This is a genomic window from Microbacterium sp. MRS-1, assembly GCF_000585455.1.
Taxonomy (GTDB): Bacteria; Actinomycetota; Actinomycetes; order Actinomycetales; family Microbacteriaceae; genus Microbacterium; species Microbacterium laevaniformans.
Window position 1 is genome coordinate 21241 of record NZ_JAUF01000007.1, and the last position, 15064, is coordinate 36304.

The following is a 15064-nucleotide window of genomic DNA, read 5'->3' on the forward strand; positions in this document are numbered from 1 at the left end:
GAGACACCGGGTGTACATCGGTGTCTCGGTGCGGAACGCGTGTCTCGCGGGCCACACGGACCGCGAGACCGCGCGGGCCGCTCGGGGCTAGGCGAAGGCCTCCACGGGCGGGCAGGCGCAGACGAGGTTGCGGTCGCCGTACGCGTTGTCGATCCGGCGCACCGGCGGCCAGTACTTCGTGCGCACCAGACTGTGCACGGGGTAGGCGGCGAGCTCGCGCGGATACGGATGCGACCACTGCCCCGCGATGACCGACTCCGCCGTATGCGGGGCGTTCACCAGCGGATTGTCATCGGCCGGCCAGGTGCCGGATGCCACGGCATCCGCCTCGGCCCGGATGGCGATCATGGCCTCGATGAACCGCTCGAGCTCTCCGATGTCCTCGGATTCGGTCGGCTCGACCATCAGCGTTCCCGCCACCGGGAACGACATCGTCGGCGCGTGGAAGCCGTAGTCGATCAGCCGCTTCGCGACGTCGTCCACGCTCACACCGGTCGCTTCCTTCAGCGGCCGCAGATCGAGGATGCACTCGTGGGCGACGAGCCCGCCCTCCCCCGCGTACAGCACCGGATAGTGGTCGCGCAGGCGCACGGCGATGTAGTTCGCCGCGAGCACCGCCGCCCCGGTCGCCTCCCGCAGCCCCTCGGCGCCCATCATGCGGATGTACGCCCACGAGATCGGCAGGATGGATGCCGAGCCATACGGCGCCGCCGAGATCGGTCCGCCGTCGAAGACGAACCCGCCCGCGTGCTCGGCGCGCTGCGCCAGCGGGTGCGACGGCAGGAACGGCGCGAGGTGCGCCTTCGCGGCCACCGGGCCGACGCCCGGTCCGCCGCCGCCGTGCGGGATGGCGAACGTCTTGTGCAGGTTCAGGTGCGAGACGTCTCCGCCCAGGTCGCCGAACCGGGCGAAGCCGACCAGCGCGTTCATGTTGGCACCGTCGACGTACACCTGACCGCCGGCGTCGTGCACGGCGGCGGTGATGTCGACGACGTCCTGCTCGTACACGCCGTGCGTCGACGGGTACGTGATCATCAGTGCGGCGAGCGCGTCGGCGTGCGCGGCGATCTTGGCCCGCAGGTCGGCGAGGTCGACGTTGCCGGCCTCGTCGCACGCGACGACGACGACCCGCATGCCGGCGAGCACGGCGGATGCCGCGTTGGTGCCGTGGGCCGACGACGGAATGAGGCACACATCGCGCTGCTCATCGCCGCGGGAGTGGTGGTAGCCGCGGATCGCGAGCAGCCCCGCCAGCTCGCCCTGCGAACCCGCGTTGGGTTGGAGGGAGACCGCGTCGTACCCGGTGATCTCGGCCAGCCACGACTCGAGCTGCTCGATGAGCACCAGGTATCCCGCGACGTCGTCGGTGGGAGCGAACGGGTGCACGCGGGAGAACTCGGGCCATGACACCGCCGCCATCTCGGTCGCCGCGTTGAGCTTCATCGTGCAGGACCCCAGCGGGATCATGCCGCGATCGAGCGCATAGTCCCGGTCGGCCAGCTGCTTGAGGTAGCGCATCATGGCGGTCTCGGAGTGGTGAGCGTGGAAGACGGGATGCGTCAGGAACTCGTCGGTGCGCCGCAGCGACTCCGGCAGCGACGCGGCACCGCTTCCGGTGGCCCACCCGAAGGCGCGCTGTGCGCGTCCTCCGAAGACCTGGGCGAGCGCGTGGAGCTCGCTGACCGTCGTGGCCTCGTCGACCGAGATGCCGACCGTGTCGCTGTCGCGGAACCACAGCTGGAACCCGCGCTCGCGCGCCGCACCCACGACCTCACCGGCCCGGCCCGGAACCGCCACCACGAGCGTGTCGAAGAAGTCCTCGTGCAGCACCTCGTTGCCGGCCTCCACGAGCCAGTCACGCAGCAGGTGCGCCTTGCCGGTGACCTCGTCGGCGATGCGACGCAGTCCGTGCGGACCGTGGTAGACGGCGTACATCGAGGCCATGACGGCCAGCAGCACCTGCGCCGTGCAGATGTTGGAGGTCGCCTTCTCGCGACGGATGTGCTGTTCGCGCGTCTGCAGCGAGAGGCGGTAGGCCGGGCGGCCCTCGGCATCCACCGAGACGCCGACGAGGCGGCCCGGCAGCTGGCGTTCGAGTCCGGAGCGGACCGCCATGTACCCGGCGTGCGGGCCGCCGAAGCCCATCGGCACGCCGAAGCGCTGCGTGGTGCCCACGGCGATGTCGGCGCCGAGCGAGCCCGGCGAGCGCAGCAGCGTCAGCGCCAGCAGATCGGCCGCGACGACGACGAGGCCGCCCTGCGCCTGCACGGCGCCGATCACGGCGGACGGGTCCCACACGCGTCCGGAGGCTCCGGGGTACTGCACGAAGGCGCCGAACGCGCCTGCCGCGTCGAGGGGCACACCATCGGCGGCAAGGTCGGCCTCGACGATCTCGATGCCGAGAGCCGCCGCACGATGAACGAGCAGGGCCTTCGTCTGGGGCAGGGCGTCGGCATCCACGAGGAACACGGGGCTCTGCGCCTTCGAGGCGCGGCGGGCGACGAGCATCCCCTCCACGACGGCGGTCGCCTCGTCGAGCATCGAGGCGTTGGCCGTGGCGAGACCGGTGAGGTCGGTGACCATCGTCTGGAAGTTGATGAGGGCCTCGAGCCGACCCTGCGAGATCTCCGGCTGGTAAGGGGTGTAGGCCGTGTACCAGGAGGGGTTCTCGAAGACGTTGCGCGCGATGACGGACGGCGTGAGCGTGTCGTAGTAGCCGAGCCCGATCATGGCGCGCGCGGGCCGGTTCTGCGAGGCGAGCTCGCGCAGTTCTGCGAGCGCCTCGGCCTCAGTGGCAGCGAAAGGGATCGCACCGTCCACGACGGGCGCGGCGTGGATGGATGCCGGGACCGCCCGCTCGACGAGGGCATTCACGCTCTCGTAGCCGAGCACGTTGAGCATCTGCGCCTGGGCGGAGGCGTCCGTGCCGATGTGCCGATCGCGGAAGGGGGCCGTGTTCACTCCTCGCCGCCCGTGAGTGCGACGTAGGCGGTCCGATCCAGGAGGCCGTCGACATCGGCCGGGTCGACCTGGATCTTCACGAGCCATCCTCCCTCGAACGCGCCGCTGTTGACGAGAGACGGGTCGTCCACGACGGCGTCGTTGACGGCGACGATCTCGCCGGACAGCGGCGCGTAGAGCTCACCGACCGACTTCGTGGACTCGATCTCGCCGCACACCGTGTTCGCGGTGACGGTGGAGCCCACCGCGGGCAGGTCGACATAGACGACGTCGCCGAGCTTTTCGGCGGCGTAGTCCGTGATCCCGACGGTGGCGACGTCGCCCGCGAGGGCGACCCACTCGTGTTCTTCGGTGTACTTGAGGGTGGTCAGGTCGGTCATGCGGTCCTCCGGTAGAAAGGCAGAGCGGTCACGGTCGCGGGGATCAGAGTGCCCCGCACGTCGATGAAGAGCGAGGTGCCGGGGTCGGCGAAGCTCGGGGGCACGAAGGCCATCGCGATGGGGTGTCCGAGCGTCGGGCTCAGCGCCCCGCTCGTGATCTCACCCACCACGTTGCCGTCGGCATCCACCACGGCGTAGCCGGCGCGGCCGGCGCGACGGCCCTCGGCGACGAAACCGACCAGCACGGGCCGGTCGGTGGCGTCCACCGCGACGGCGGCCTTGCCGACGAACTCGTCCTTGTCGGCCGCGACGACGCGCCCGAGCCCCGCCTGGGCGGGCAGGATCGCGGTCGACAGCTCATGGCCGTGCAGCGGCATGCCCGCTTCGAGACGGAGGGTGTCGCGCGCGGCGAGTCCCGCGGGGACGAGTCCGAACGGCTCCCCCGCCTCGACCAGCGAGTCCCAGAGCGCGGGGGCGAGCGCGTTCGACAGCATCAGCTCGAAGCCGTCCTCACCGGTGTATCCGGTGCGGGCGATGAATAGCGGCTGGTCCTGGAAGCGCGCCTGCGACCAGGCGTAGTAGCCGAGGTCGGCGAGCGCGGGCTCCACGTCGGCGACGCCGGCGGTCGCTTCCACGATCTCGCGAGCACGTGGACCCTGCACCGCGATCAGCGCGGTCTGATCGGAGATGTCCTCGACGACAGCCGGCGTGTGTGCGGCCCGGGCAACGAACGCCTCCGCGACGAGCGCGCGGTTGCCGGCGTTCGAGATGACGAGGAACCGGTCGTCGCCCGTGCGGTAGACGATGACGTCGTCGATCACGCCGCCGTTCTCGTCGAGCAGAAGCGAGTACTTCGCTTTGCCGACCGTCATGGTCGAGATCCGCCCGGCGAGCGCGTAGTCGAGGAAGGCCGCGGCTCCCGAACCCGTCACGAGAAACTCCGCCATGTGCGAGATGTCGAACAGGCCGGCGGCGGTGCGCACAGCGTGATGCTCGGCGAGATCCGAGGTGTAGCGCACGGGCATGTTCCAGCCACCGAAGTCGGTGAACGAGGCGTCGAGCGCAGCATGGCGATCGGCGAGTGCGGTGGTGCGGAGGTCTGGCATGAGTTCTCCCCGGGACATCGGGCGGGCGGATGCCGGGACCGGCAGCCGGGAACTCCCCCTCTGTCATGAGCCTGAGAGTTTCGCCGGACCCGCCTGCGCGGAACCGGCTTTCACCGTCGGCGGATCCCCCACTGCGGGATCGCTTTCCAGAGCGGCCGGACGCGAGCGGTACGCGGACCTGAGAGATTGGCGGGGAGGCTTGCTCCTTCGGTGCCCGGATCCTCGAGAAACGCTGGATGCCGGGGCTCTCCCGCACACGTCATGCGGCCTGTCTTCAGTTGCCCTGTCAGCATAGCGCCTGGCTCGACGCACATCAGCGGCTAGCGCGTGCAGCGTCCCGACGCGACGGTCGGCGAGTCGGTCGTGACCCGTTCGAGCTCCGGGCGCAGCACGTTCGTCGTGGTCGCGTAGCCACGCCCCTCGCCGTCGGCGCCGCGGGCGAAGACCACGCCGACGACGTCGCCGGCGGCATCCAGCAGCGGGCCGCCGGAGTTGCCCGGCTGCACGTCCGCCTGCAAGGCGTAGATCTCCCTCGGACTCACCGACGAGTCGTAGATATCGGGCACGGGTACCGACGACACCGACAGAATCCCCGCCGACACGTTCGTGAACGGACCGCCGTGCGGGTAGCCCTGCACGGCGGCCTGCGTTCCGGCCGGGGCCGGATCGGCGACGGTGAGGGGCGTCGCCGGCAGGCCGCCGATGGAGATCACCGCGAGGTCGGTCACCGGGTCGAACAACACGATGCGCCCCTCCCCTGCGCGACCGCCGGGCAGTTCCACCACGGGCGTGTCCACCCCTGCGACGACATGAGCGTTCGTCACGACAAGTCCTGGCGCTGCCACGAAACCCGACCCGGTCATCGAGACCCCGCAGGCATAGGCCGTGCCGCTCACGCGGGCGACGGAGGCGGCGGCGTTCTGCAGTGCGGGATCGTCGAGCGTGATCGGCGGGTCGGTGGGCGTGACCACCGCACCGATCGCCGCCTCCAGCCGTGGCAGCCCGTCCGAGAGCAGAGCGCCGCGCGCCTGGGTCAGCGCGTCCTGGACCGGCGGCGGCGTGATCGCCTGGAGCGCACCGATGACGCGCGAGGAGGCGACCGCCGAGGACACGTACGGAATGCCCGCGGTCGCAAGCCCCGAGGAGACGAGCACGAGAACCAACGCGGTGGCCACCGTGGTCAGCACGCCGCCGAGGAAGCGCTCCAGTCCACGCAGCCGCGCACGGTCGACGCCGCGACGAATCGCCATCCCGATCGCGGTACCGGACGCGGTCCCGACGACGACGAGCACGATCGCGGCGACGGCGAGCGCCGCGGTGCGCCAACCTCCGGAGGGGACGACGGTGGACAGCCACGGGGTCACCAGAGGCAGCAGCCACAGAGCCGCGGCGGCGCCGGCGATCATCCCGATGACGCTGCCGAGGCTGGCGAAGAATCCGCGCGCCAGACCCGACGCGAGGGCGAGGAGCAGCGCCACGACGGCGATGATGTCGACGATCAGCACGGGGAACCTCCGCGCACACCGTAACGCGTACGGCTCCGCGATTCCTGCACGAATGCTGCCGGTCGAGCGCGATCGGGGTTTTCGGCGGCGGCGCGGGTTTGCCCTTCAAGTCCAGATGACTCTAAGATCGTCTGCGAGGTTATGGTCATCATGACAAGAACAAGCGCCCCGACCGACACGATCCGTGTCGCCGTCTCGACGGTCATCTTCAGCCTGCGCAGCGACGAGTCGGGACGCCTCGCCGTCGTGCTGCCGCTGGTTCGTCGCACGCGCGATCCGCACGAGGGACTCTGGGCCCTTCCGGGAGGCTGGCTGGATGCCGCCGAGAACCTCGAAGCTGCAGCCTCACGAACCCTGGCCGAGACGACCGGCCTCGCCCCGAGCTACCTCGAACAGCTCTACGCGTTCGGCGACGTCGGCCGCGCCCCGGGTCGCGTCGTGTCCATCGTCTACTGGGCGCTGCTGCGCGAAGGCGCCCAGCTTCCCGCGGACGCCCACAACGTGAGGTGGTTCGACGCGGCGCATCTGCCGGCCCTGGCCTTCGACCACAACCACATCGTCGACTACGCGCTGTGGCGTCTGCGCAACAAAGTCGGCTACAGCCGCATCGCCCACGGGCTGCTGCCCGAACTGTTCACCCTGTCTGATCTGCGCGAGGTGTACGAGGCGATCCTCGAACGCGACCTGGACCCCGCGAACTTCCGCCGGCAGGTGGAGAACTCGGGGACGCTGATCCCCACCGACGCGTTTCGCACCGGCAGCCACCGGCCGGCGCGTCTCTACCGCTACAACCACGACGTGGAGCTCGCCGAACGCGGGCCCCTGCCACCCGGCGCGGTCGCCGACGCCGCACCATCCGTCCTTCCCGAAGAGGTCACGATATGAGCGCCACCTTCCTCACCCTCCAACCGCGCCCCGACGGCGAGGTCGACCCCAGCGTCGACCACGCCGTCCAGGCCATCGTCGCCGGCGCGTCGACGGCCGAGACCTGCAACACCGATCTCGCGGCGGGACCGTGGGCCTTCGACGCGCGCCCCGGATACGGACCCGGCTCGTCGATGGGCGACGTGATCCCCACCGGGGCGCCCCGTCAGGGCGAACTTCCGGCGGAGTACCGCACGGCATCCGAAGACGAGCTGCACGCCCGTATCCGCGCCGCGAAGGCGACCCTCGGCGAACGCGTCGTCGTGCTCGGCCACTTCTATCAGCGCGAGGAGGTGGTCACGCACGCCGACTATGTCGGGGACTCGTTCCAGCTCGCGAACGCGGCGCTGGAGCACCCCGACGCGGACGCCATCGTGTTCTGCGGCGTGCACTTCATGGCTGAGACGGCGGATCTGCTCTCCCGCCCCGAGCAGGCCGTGATCCTCCCCAACCTCGCCGCCGGCTGCTCGATGGCCGATATGGCCTCCATCGACGAGGTGGAGGAGTGCTGGGAGCAGCTCGAAGACGTCTACGGCGATCTGACCGCCGCTGATGCCGACGGGCGTGTCCCGGTGATCCCGGTCACATACATGAACTCCTCGGCGGCGATCAAGGGCTTCGTCGGGCGGCACGGCGGCATCGTCTGCACCTCGTCGAACGCGCGCACCGTGCTGGAATGGGCGTTCGCCCGCGGGCGCCGGGTGCTGTTCTTCCCCGATCAGCACCTCGGTCGCAACACGGCGAAGGCGATGGGCGTGCCCCTGGCGCAGATGCCCATGTGGAATCCCCGCAAGCCTCTCGGCGGCTCGAGCGCCGACGAGCTGGACAGCGCCCGGGTGATCCTCTGGCACGGGTTCTGCTCGGTGCACCGCCGGTTCACGGTCGACCAGATCGACAAGGCCCGCGCCGAGCACCCCGGCGTGCGCGTGATCGTCCACCCGGAGTGCCCCATGGCCGTCGTCGACGCGGCCGACGAGGCGGGATCGACCGACTACATCCGCAAGGCCATCGCCGCCGCCACCGAGCCGACGACGTTCGCGATCGGCACCGAGATCAACCTCGTGCAGCGTCTCGCGGCGCAGTTCCCCCAGCACGAGATCTTCTGCCTCGACCCGGTGGTGTGCCCCTGCTCCACGATGTACCGCATCCACCCCGGCTACCTCGCCTGGGTGCTCGAGCGCCTCGTCGCCGGCGACGTCGTGAACCGCATCACGGTGCCCGCCGACGTCGCCGACCCCGCACGCGTCGCCCTCGAGCGGATGCTGGTGGCCAAGCCGTGAGCGTCGACGTGCCTGACGTCGTCGTGGTCGGCTCGGGGATCGCGGGGCTCACCGCGGCGCTGCACGCCGCGGCATCCGGATGCCGGGTGACCCTCGTCACGAAGGACGTGCTCGAACACGCCAACACGCGCTACGCCCAGGGCGGCATCGCAGGCGTCATGTTCGACGACGACAGTGCCGCCGCGCACGAGCACGACACTCTCGTCGCGGGGGCCGGGCTCAGTGATCCCGCCGCCGTGCGCGTCCTGGTGAGCGAAGGGCCCGAGCGCATCCGTGAACTCATCGAGCTCGGCGTCGCGTTCGACCGCGGCAGCGATGGCGCTCTCGTGAAGGGACTGGAGGCCGCGCACTCCTACCCGCGGGTGCTCCACGCAGGGGGCGACGCGACCGGGAGCGTGATCGAGAAGGCGCTCGTTGCACGCGTGCGCGCCAGCGGGGCCCGCGTCATCGAGCACGCCTTCCTCGTCGATCTGATCCTCGACAGCGACGGTCGCGCGTGCGGCGTCGACCTCCTGGTCGGCGACACGCGGCGCGATCGGATCCCGGCGGATGCCGTCGTGCTGGCGACCGGGGGTGTCGGTCAGCTCTACGCGCACACCACCAACCCCGCCGTCGCCACCGGCGACGGCATCGCCGCGGCCGTGCGTGCCGGCGCGAGCGTCTGCGACCTGGAGTTCGTGCAGTTCCATCCCACCGTCCTGTCCGTCGAGGGCACGGAACCCTTCCTCGTCTCGGAAGCCGTGCGCGGCGAAGGGGCGGTCCTGCGCGACCAGGAGGGGCGGCGTTTCATGCTCGACCTCCACCCCGACGCCGAGCTCGCACCCCGCGACGTGGTCGCCCGCGCGATCGCCGCGGTGATGGAGGGCCAGGGCGGCGAGCCGGTGCTCCTCGACGCGACCGGCCTGGGCCTGGACACCGCCGCGACAGGATCGGCGCGCAAGAGGGCCGGCGCCTTCCTTCGGCGCCGGTTCCCCACGATCGACGCCGCCGTGCGAGAGCGCGGGCTGGACTGGTCGCAGGAGCCGATTCCGGTGACGCCGGCCGCGCACTATCTGATGGGGGGCGTGGTCACCGACCTCCAGGGGCGCACGAGCGTCGCGGGACTGTATGCGGTGGGCGAGGTCGCGCGCACCGGCGTGCACGGCGCGAACCGGCTCGCCTCGAACTCGCTGCTGGAGGGAGCCGTGTTCGGCGCACGTGCCGGTGACGCGATCGTCGGCGACACCGCGTCCGGTGCGTGGCCCGTCACCGCGCCGTCCGCTGCGGCGACCGCCCCGGCGGGAGATTTCGCCGCAGCGGCGGCGGCGTGGCATCGAGCTGCGCTGCAGGAGCTGATGTGGGCGCACGCGGGGCTCGTCCGTGATGCGGTGGGTCTGCGCCACGCCGCCGCCGTGATCGGCAGCTGGCGGGTCGGGCAGCGCACGCCGCGGACGGAGGCGGAGTTCGAAGATGCCAACCTGCTCCTGGTGGCCGCCTGCCTGGTGGATGCCGCGCTCGCCCGCACCGCATCGGTGGGCGCGCACGCGCGCCGCGACGAGGATGCGTCCGCGCCATCCGCCCCGGCGCGACGCGAGCTTCAGGGGTCGGCATGCTGACCGCACGCCAGATCGAGCGCGTCGTCATCGCCGCTCTCGAGGAGGACGCGCCGTGGGGTGACGTCACCAGCGACTATCTGATCCCGGCCGATGCCGTCGCGACGGCAGACCTGGTCGCACGAGAGGCCGGCGTGTTCAGCGGCGGCGACGTCTTCGCGGCGGCGTTCGCCCTCACCGACCCCGCCACCGCCGTCACCGTGGCGACTGCCGATGGCGCGGCCTTCGGCGCAGGAGATGTGCTCGCGACCGTCAGTGGGCCGGCACGCGGCGTCCTGACGGCCGAACGGGTGGGTCTCAACCTCGTGCAGCGCATGAGCGGCATCGCCACCCTCACCGCGCGCTACGTCGACGCGGTCGCCGGCACCGGCGCGCGGATAGCCGATACCCGCAAGACGACTCCGGGGCTGCGGGCGCTCGAACGCCACGCTGTCCGCAGCGGCGGCGGTCACAACCACCGCTACTCGCTGTCGGACGCCGTGATGGCCAAGGACAATCACCTCGCGGTGCTGACCGCCGACGGCGGCGATCTGACGACCGCACTGCGTCGCGCATTGTCCGCCCTGCCCCACACGACCCACGTCGAGGTGGAGGTCGACCGGCTGGAGCAGATCGAACCCGTCCTCGCCGCCGGCGGCGGCGCCGCGCGCATCGGCACGATCATGCTCGACAACTTCGCGCTCGACGACCTCCGCGCCGGGGTCGCACTCATCGCCGGACGCGCCACGGTCGAGGCGTCGGGCGGAGTGAGCCTGGACACCGTGTCCGAGATCGCGGCTACGGGCGTCGACGTGATCTCCGTCGGAGCCCTGACGCATTCCGCCCGTGCCCTCGATCTGGGCCTGGACGCCCGCGTCGCGAGCAACGGCGGCGGTGCCTGACCCGCGAGGAAGCGATGTTCTATCTCGATCACGCTGCCACCACCCCGGTACGTCCCGACGTGGTCCAGGCGATGCTGCCCTACCTCGGCGATCGGTTCGGTAATCCGTCCAGCCACCACACGGTCGGTGAGGCCGCGGCATCCGTCCTCTCGGATGCGCGACGGCGCGTCGCCGCCGTGTTCGGCATGCGCCCCGCCGACATCGTCTTCACCTCGGGTGGCACCGAAGCGGACAACCTGGCGGTGAAGGGCATCACGATCGGCACGGCGCTGCATCGCGGCGGAGGCCGAAGCGCTCCGATGCACGTGATCACCACGCCCATCGAGCATGAAGCCGTCCTCGCCTCCTGCGGGTACCTGGAGCGTGTGCACGGCGCGACCATCACCCGGCTGCCCGTGGACGCGACGGGCCTCGTCGCGCCCGCGGACATCGCCGCGGCGCTTCGCCCCGAGACCGCGCTCGTGTCGGTCGGCTACGCGAACAACGAGGTCGGCACGGTTCAGGATCTGGGCGCGATCGCCGCGGTGACGCGCGCGGCCGGCGTCGCGCTGCACGTCGACGCCGTACAGGCGGCGGGCTGGCTGCCGCTGGCCGACACCGGAGCCGATGCGATCTCGGTCGCCGGACACAAGATCGGGGCTCCCCCGGGCATCGGCGTGCTCGCGATCCGAGGCCGCGTGCCTCTGGAACCGTTGCTCCACGGCGGCGGCCAGGAGCGCGAGCGGCGCAGCGGCACCGAGAACGTCGCCGGCGCGGTCGCGATCGCAACCGCCCTGGAGATCGCGGAGCGCGAGCGCCTCGCCGCAGCGGCACGCGTCGGCGCGCTGCGCGACCGCTTCACCGCCCGCGTGCTGGCCCTCGTCCCCTCCTCGCAGCTCACCGGTCACCCCGTGCGTCGCCTGCCCTCCTTGGCCAGTTTCACCTTCGCGGGAACCAGCGGCGAGTCGGTGCTGCTCGAGCTCGAACGCCGTGGCGTCGTCTCCTCCAGCGGCTCCGCGTGCGCCGCCGGAAGCGACGAGCCGTCCCATGTGCTGCTCGCGCTGGGCATCACCCCGGAGCTCGCCCAGACCGCCGTGCGCTTCAGTTTCGGCCATGACTTCGGGGCCGGCGACGAGGAGCGGGCCGCAGCGCTGCTCGATGCCGCCGCGGACGCGGTCGCCGCATCGGTGACGGCGGTACGATCGGGGCCGTGAGCACACCCGTCGTCACCGTCACCGTCATCGTCCCCGGACGCGACGTCGCCGCCTACGCGCACGAGGCCGTGGACTCCCTCCGCGCCCAAACGCTCACGAGCTGGCGCGCCATCTTGGTCGACGACGGATCCCTCGATGCGACCGGGGAGGTCTTTGCGGCGGCGGCGGCATCCGACGATCGTTTCCATGTCGTCAGCCATCCCGTCGCGCGCGGGCTGTCGGCTGCCCGCAACACCGGACTGGATCTCGTCGAGACACCGTTCGTCGGATTCCTGGATGCCGACGACGTGCTCACCCCGCGCGCACTGGAACGCTTCGTCGACACGCTCACGCGCTCTGGCAGCGACGTCGTCGTGGGCGCCTACGTGCGGCTGCGCGCCGATGAGGCCGGCGTCTACCGTCCCGGTCCCGTGCAGCCGTGGGTTCGCGCCGCCACCGATCCGCCGCGGCTCGCGACGACGCTGGCGGCGCATCCCCAGGTTTCCGGCAACGTCGTGGCGTGGTCGAAGCTCAGCCGGGTGGAGCTGTGGCGGCGGACGGGCCTGCGCTTTCCCGAGGGCAAGCTCTACGAAGATCAGCTGGTCGCGCAACGCCTCTACACGGCCGCGCGCGCCATCGACGTCATCCCCGACGTCGTCGTCCACTGGCGAGAGCGCGCGGACGGCTCATCGATCACGCAGAACAAGAATCTGCTCCCCGTGCTCGTGGACTATCTCGACGCGCTCAGCGGAGGCATCGCCGTGCTCGACGGCGCCGGCCAGCGCGCCGCCGTCCGTGCCCGCATCCGTCTCATTCTGGAGATGGACGTCCCTCCGCTCGTTCGCATCGCGCAAGACAGCCCCGACGACGCCTACCGACGCACGCTCGGCACGTTCATCCGCGCCCTCCACGACCGTGCGGGTGCCGAGTCCATCGAACTCGACCACGCCGCGGCCCGGTTGCGCAGCGCGGCTGAACTGTGGTGAGACGAGCCGGAGATATGCTGAGCGGATGACCGATTCCGACGCCGCTCACCTCCCCGATCGTCCTACGGGTCCCGATCTCGCCGCGATCCGTGCCGAGATCGACGAGCTCGCGGCCCTCTCCACGGAGGAGCTCGTCAACCCGAAGCCGAAGGCGATCGCCGAGAACGAGCCGATCCCGGCCCCCACGGACGCGATCGGGTCCGAAGACGGGAACAAACCGGCCTGAGCTCTTTCAGGCCTGTTCCCGCGCCTGCGCCTCCAGGCCCTCGATCGTCGCAGCCGCCATCTGCTCGAGGGCCAGCTCCGCATAGAGCCCGCCCTGGGCGAGGAGTTCGGAATGGGTTCCCGACTCCACGATGCGCCCCGCTTCGACGACATGGATGACATCGGCACCGACGACGGTGGACAGCCGGTGTGCGATGGAGATGGTCGTGCGCCCCCGCGCCACATTGTCCAGCGCTTCCTGCACGACCCGTTCCGAGACGGTGTCCAAAGCCGACGTGGCCTCGTCCAGCAGCAGCACCGGTGGATCCTTCAGCAGTACGCGCGCGATCGCGATCCGCTGCTTCTCGCCGCCCGAGAGCCGATAGCCGCGCTCGCCGACGACCGTGTCGTAGCCGTGCTCGAAGCTCGCGATGGCGTGGTGGATGTTCGCCGCCGTGCACGCCGCCACGAGCTCCTCGTCGGTGGCATCGGGCTTCGCGTAGCGGAGGTTGTCGGCGATGGTGGCGTGGAACAGGTAGGTCTCCTGTGACACGATGCCGACGTTCTCCACGATCGAGTCCTGGGTGAGCCCCCGCACATCCCGCCCGGCGAAGACGACGGCGCCCTCGGACGCTTCGTACAGACGCGGAGCAAGGTAGACGATGGTGGTCTTGCCCGCGCCGGACGGCCCCACGAAAGCGATGTGCTGGCCGGGCTCGGCGACGAAGGACACTCCGTCGAGCGTCGGGCGGGTGTCGCCCGCGGCATCCGGATAGCGGAAGACGACGTCGCGGAACTCGACCCGTCCGATCGGCCCGGGGGCCCGCGCGACGTCGATCGCGTCGGGAGCGTCGACGATGGCCGGCGTCAAGTCGAGGTACTCGAAGATGCGCGCGAACAGGGCCCGGGAGGTCTGCAGATCCAGCGCCACACGCATCAGCCCCATGAGCGGTTGGAGCAGGCGCGCCTGCACCGTGGTGAAGGCGACGACGGCGCCGGCCGTGATCGCGCCGGTACCGCCCGCGATGAGGTAGCCCGACACCAGATAGATGACGGCGGGCACCGAGGCCATGATGACCTGCACGACGGCGAAGAAGCCCTGTCCGCTCATGGCCCGGCGCACCTGCAGACGCACCTGGTTGAGGTTCTCTGCGCGGTAGCGCTCCGACTCCGCCCGTTGGCGGTTGAAGGCCTTAGACAGAAGGATGCCGCTGACCGACAGCGTCTCCTGGGTGATGCTGGTCAACTCGCTCAGCGACTCCTGCGTCTGCCCCGCGATACGGGCCCGCACCTGCCCCACCCGCCTCTGCACGAGCACGAGCGCGGGCATCATGATCACGGCGATGATGGTCAGCCGCCAGTCGATCAGGATCATGGCGACGAGCGCGGAGATCACGGTCACCGTGTTGCCGAGGATGCTGGTGATGGTGTTGGTCAAGACGTCCGAGACGCCGCCGACGTCGTTCTGCAGCCGCGACTGGATGACCCCGGTCTTCGTCCGGGTGAAGAAGCCCAGCTCCATCGCCTGCAGGTGATCGAACAGGCGGACCCGCAGGTCTCCGGTGACACGATTCCCGACCGTCGAGGTGAGCCAGGTCTGCGTGACGCCGAGCACGGCGGAGAACAGGAACAGCCCGATCATGGTGAGCACCAACCGCAACAGGAGCGCGAGATCGGGAGGCGCACCGTCCGTGGGAAACAGCGCGTCGTCGAAGATGCGCTGCACGATGAGGGGCGGGACGACACCGATCGCCGCGCCGACGACGACCATCACCGCCGTCACCAGAATGCGCACACGGTAGGGGCGGAACAGGGCGACGACCCGAGCGCCGAGGTTCGGGATGACCGGGGCCTCGGCATTCCGTCGTCGTTGGGCCCCCTCGTCGACACCGCGGAAGGCCGCCGGACGACCACCCGGCCCCATTCCCCCCATGCCCATACTCACCGGGTCACTCTAACCCCGTGCCGGAGGGGGCGGCGGCTCAGCCGAGGCCGGCGACGAGATTGATGGCTCTTCGGACATTCGGTGGGGGTCATGGGGTGAGTCCGCCGGCGGCGAGGAGCATGCGGAGG

General features: G+C 70.8%; 12 protein-coding genes and 2 riboswitches. Of the genes, 7 read left to right on the top strand and 5 right to left on the bottom strand.

The window, feature by feature from the left end; translation table 11 throughout:
* Window positions 1-87: 87 nt before the first annotated feature.
* From gcvP to AS96_RS01700, 4 genes are all read right to left on the bottom strand, one after another.
* Complete coding sequence (gcvP, locus tag AS96_RS01685) at window positions 88-2901, bottom strand: aminomethyl-transferring glycine dehydrogenase (RefSeq protein ID WP_231477042.1); 2814 nt, start codon at window positions 2899-2901, stop codon at window positions 88-90.
* A 56-nt stretch (window positions 2902-2957) separates the two neighbouring features.
* Entirely contained in the window at window positions 2958-3341 is a 384-nt protein-coding gene (gene gcvH, locus AS96_RS01690) for a glycine cleavage system protein GcvH (RefSeq protein WP_036284954.1), read from the bottom strand.
* Window positions 3338-4447: a glycine cleavage system aminomethyltransferase GcvT gene (gcvT, locus tag AS96_RS01695; protein ID WP_051498719.1), complete on the bottom strand. Its 1110-nt coding sequence runs from the start codon at window positions 4445-4447 to the stop codon at window positions 3338-3340. Before gcvT ends, gcvH begins: the two co-directional genes overlap by 4 nt.
* 53 nt (window positions 4448-4500) lie before the next feature.
* Window positions 4501-4602: riboswitch (glycine riboswitch) on the bottom strand.
* 1 nt (window position 4603) lies between these two features.
* Window positions 4604-4710, bottom strand: a riboswitch (glycine riboswitch).
* A gap of 57 nt (window positions 4711-4767) precedes the next feature.
* Complete coding sequence (locus AS96_RS01700) at window positions 4768-5952, bottom strand: MarP family serine protease (protein WP_036284959.1); 1185 nt, start codon at window positions 5950-5952, stop codon at window positions 4768-4770.
* Window positions 5953-6102: 150 nt separating this feature from the next.
* Here AS96_RS01700 and AS96_RS01705 point away from each other — a divergent pair, with 150 nt between their 5' ends.
* From AS96_RS01705 to AS96_RS01735, 7 genes are read left to right on the top strand one after another with little or no spacing between them, the layout of a single operon-like run.
* Window positions 6103-6837 (top strand): NUDIX hydrolase, encoded by a 735-nt coding sequence (locus tag AS96_RS01705; RefSeq protein ID WP_005053731.1) that lies wholly within the window; start codon window positions 6103-6105, stop codon window positions 6835-6837.
* Window positions 6834-8156, top strand: coding sequence for a quinolinate synthase NadA (gene nadA, locus AS96_RS01710; RefSeq protein ID WP_016464707.1), 1323 nt, complete (start codon window positions 6834-6836; stop codon window positions 8154-8156). Before AS96_RS01705 ends, nadA begins: the two co-directional genes overlap by 4 nt.
* An 8-nt stretch (window positions 8157-8164) precedes the next feature.
* Window positions 8165-9751 (top strand): L-aspartate oxidase, encoded by a 1587-nt coding sequence (nadB, locus tag AS96_RS01715; protein WP_036284977.1) that lies wholly within the window; start codon window positions 8165-8167, stop codon window positions 9749-9751.
* Window positions 9745-10629: a carboxylating nicotinate-nucleotide diphosphorylase gene (gene nadC, locus AS96_RS01720; protein WP_036284967.1), complete on the top strand. Its 885-nt coding sequence runs from the start codon at window positions 9745-9747 to the stop codon at window positions 10627-10629. The genes nadB and nadC overlap by 7 nt, the downstream gene beginning before the upstream one ends.
* A 14-nt stretch (window positions 10630-10643) precedes the next feature.
* Window positions 10644-11822 (top strand): cysteine desulfurase family protein, encoded by a 1179-nt coding sequence (locus tag AS96_RS01725; RefSeq protein WP_036284969.1) that lies wholly within the window; start codon window positions 10644-10646, stop codon window positions 11820-11822.
* Window positions 11819-12787, top strand: coding sequence for a glycosyltransferase family 2 protein (locus AS96_RS01730; RefSeq protein WP_036284971.1), 969 nt, complete (start codon window positions 11819-11821; stop codon window positions 12785-12787). Before AS96_RS01725 ends, AS96_RS01730 begins: the two co-directional genes overlap by 4 nt.
* A gap of 25 nt (window positions 12788-12812) precedes the next feature.
* Window positions 12813-13013, top strand: coding sequence for a hypothetical protein (locus tag AS96_RS01735; protein WP_036284974.1), 201 nt, complete (start codon window positions 12813-12815; stop codon window positions 13011-13013).
* A gap of 6 nt (window positions 13014-13019) precedes the next feature.
* On the opposite strand, the gene AS96_RS01740 is transcribed toward AS96_RS01735, so the two are convergent.
* Window positions 13020-14924: an ABC transporter ATP-binding protein gene (locus AS96_RS01740; protein ID WP_036284979.1), complete on the bottom strand. Its 1905-nt coding sequence runs from the start codon at window positions 14922-14924 to the stop codon at window positions 13020-13022.
* Window positions 14925-15064 lie beyond the last annotated feature (140 nt).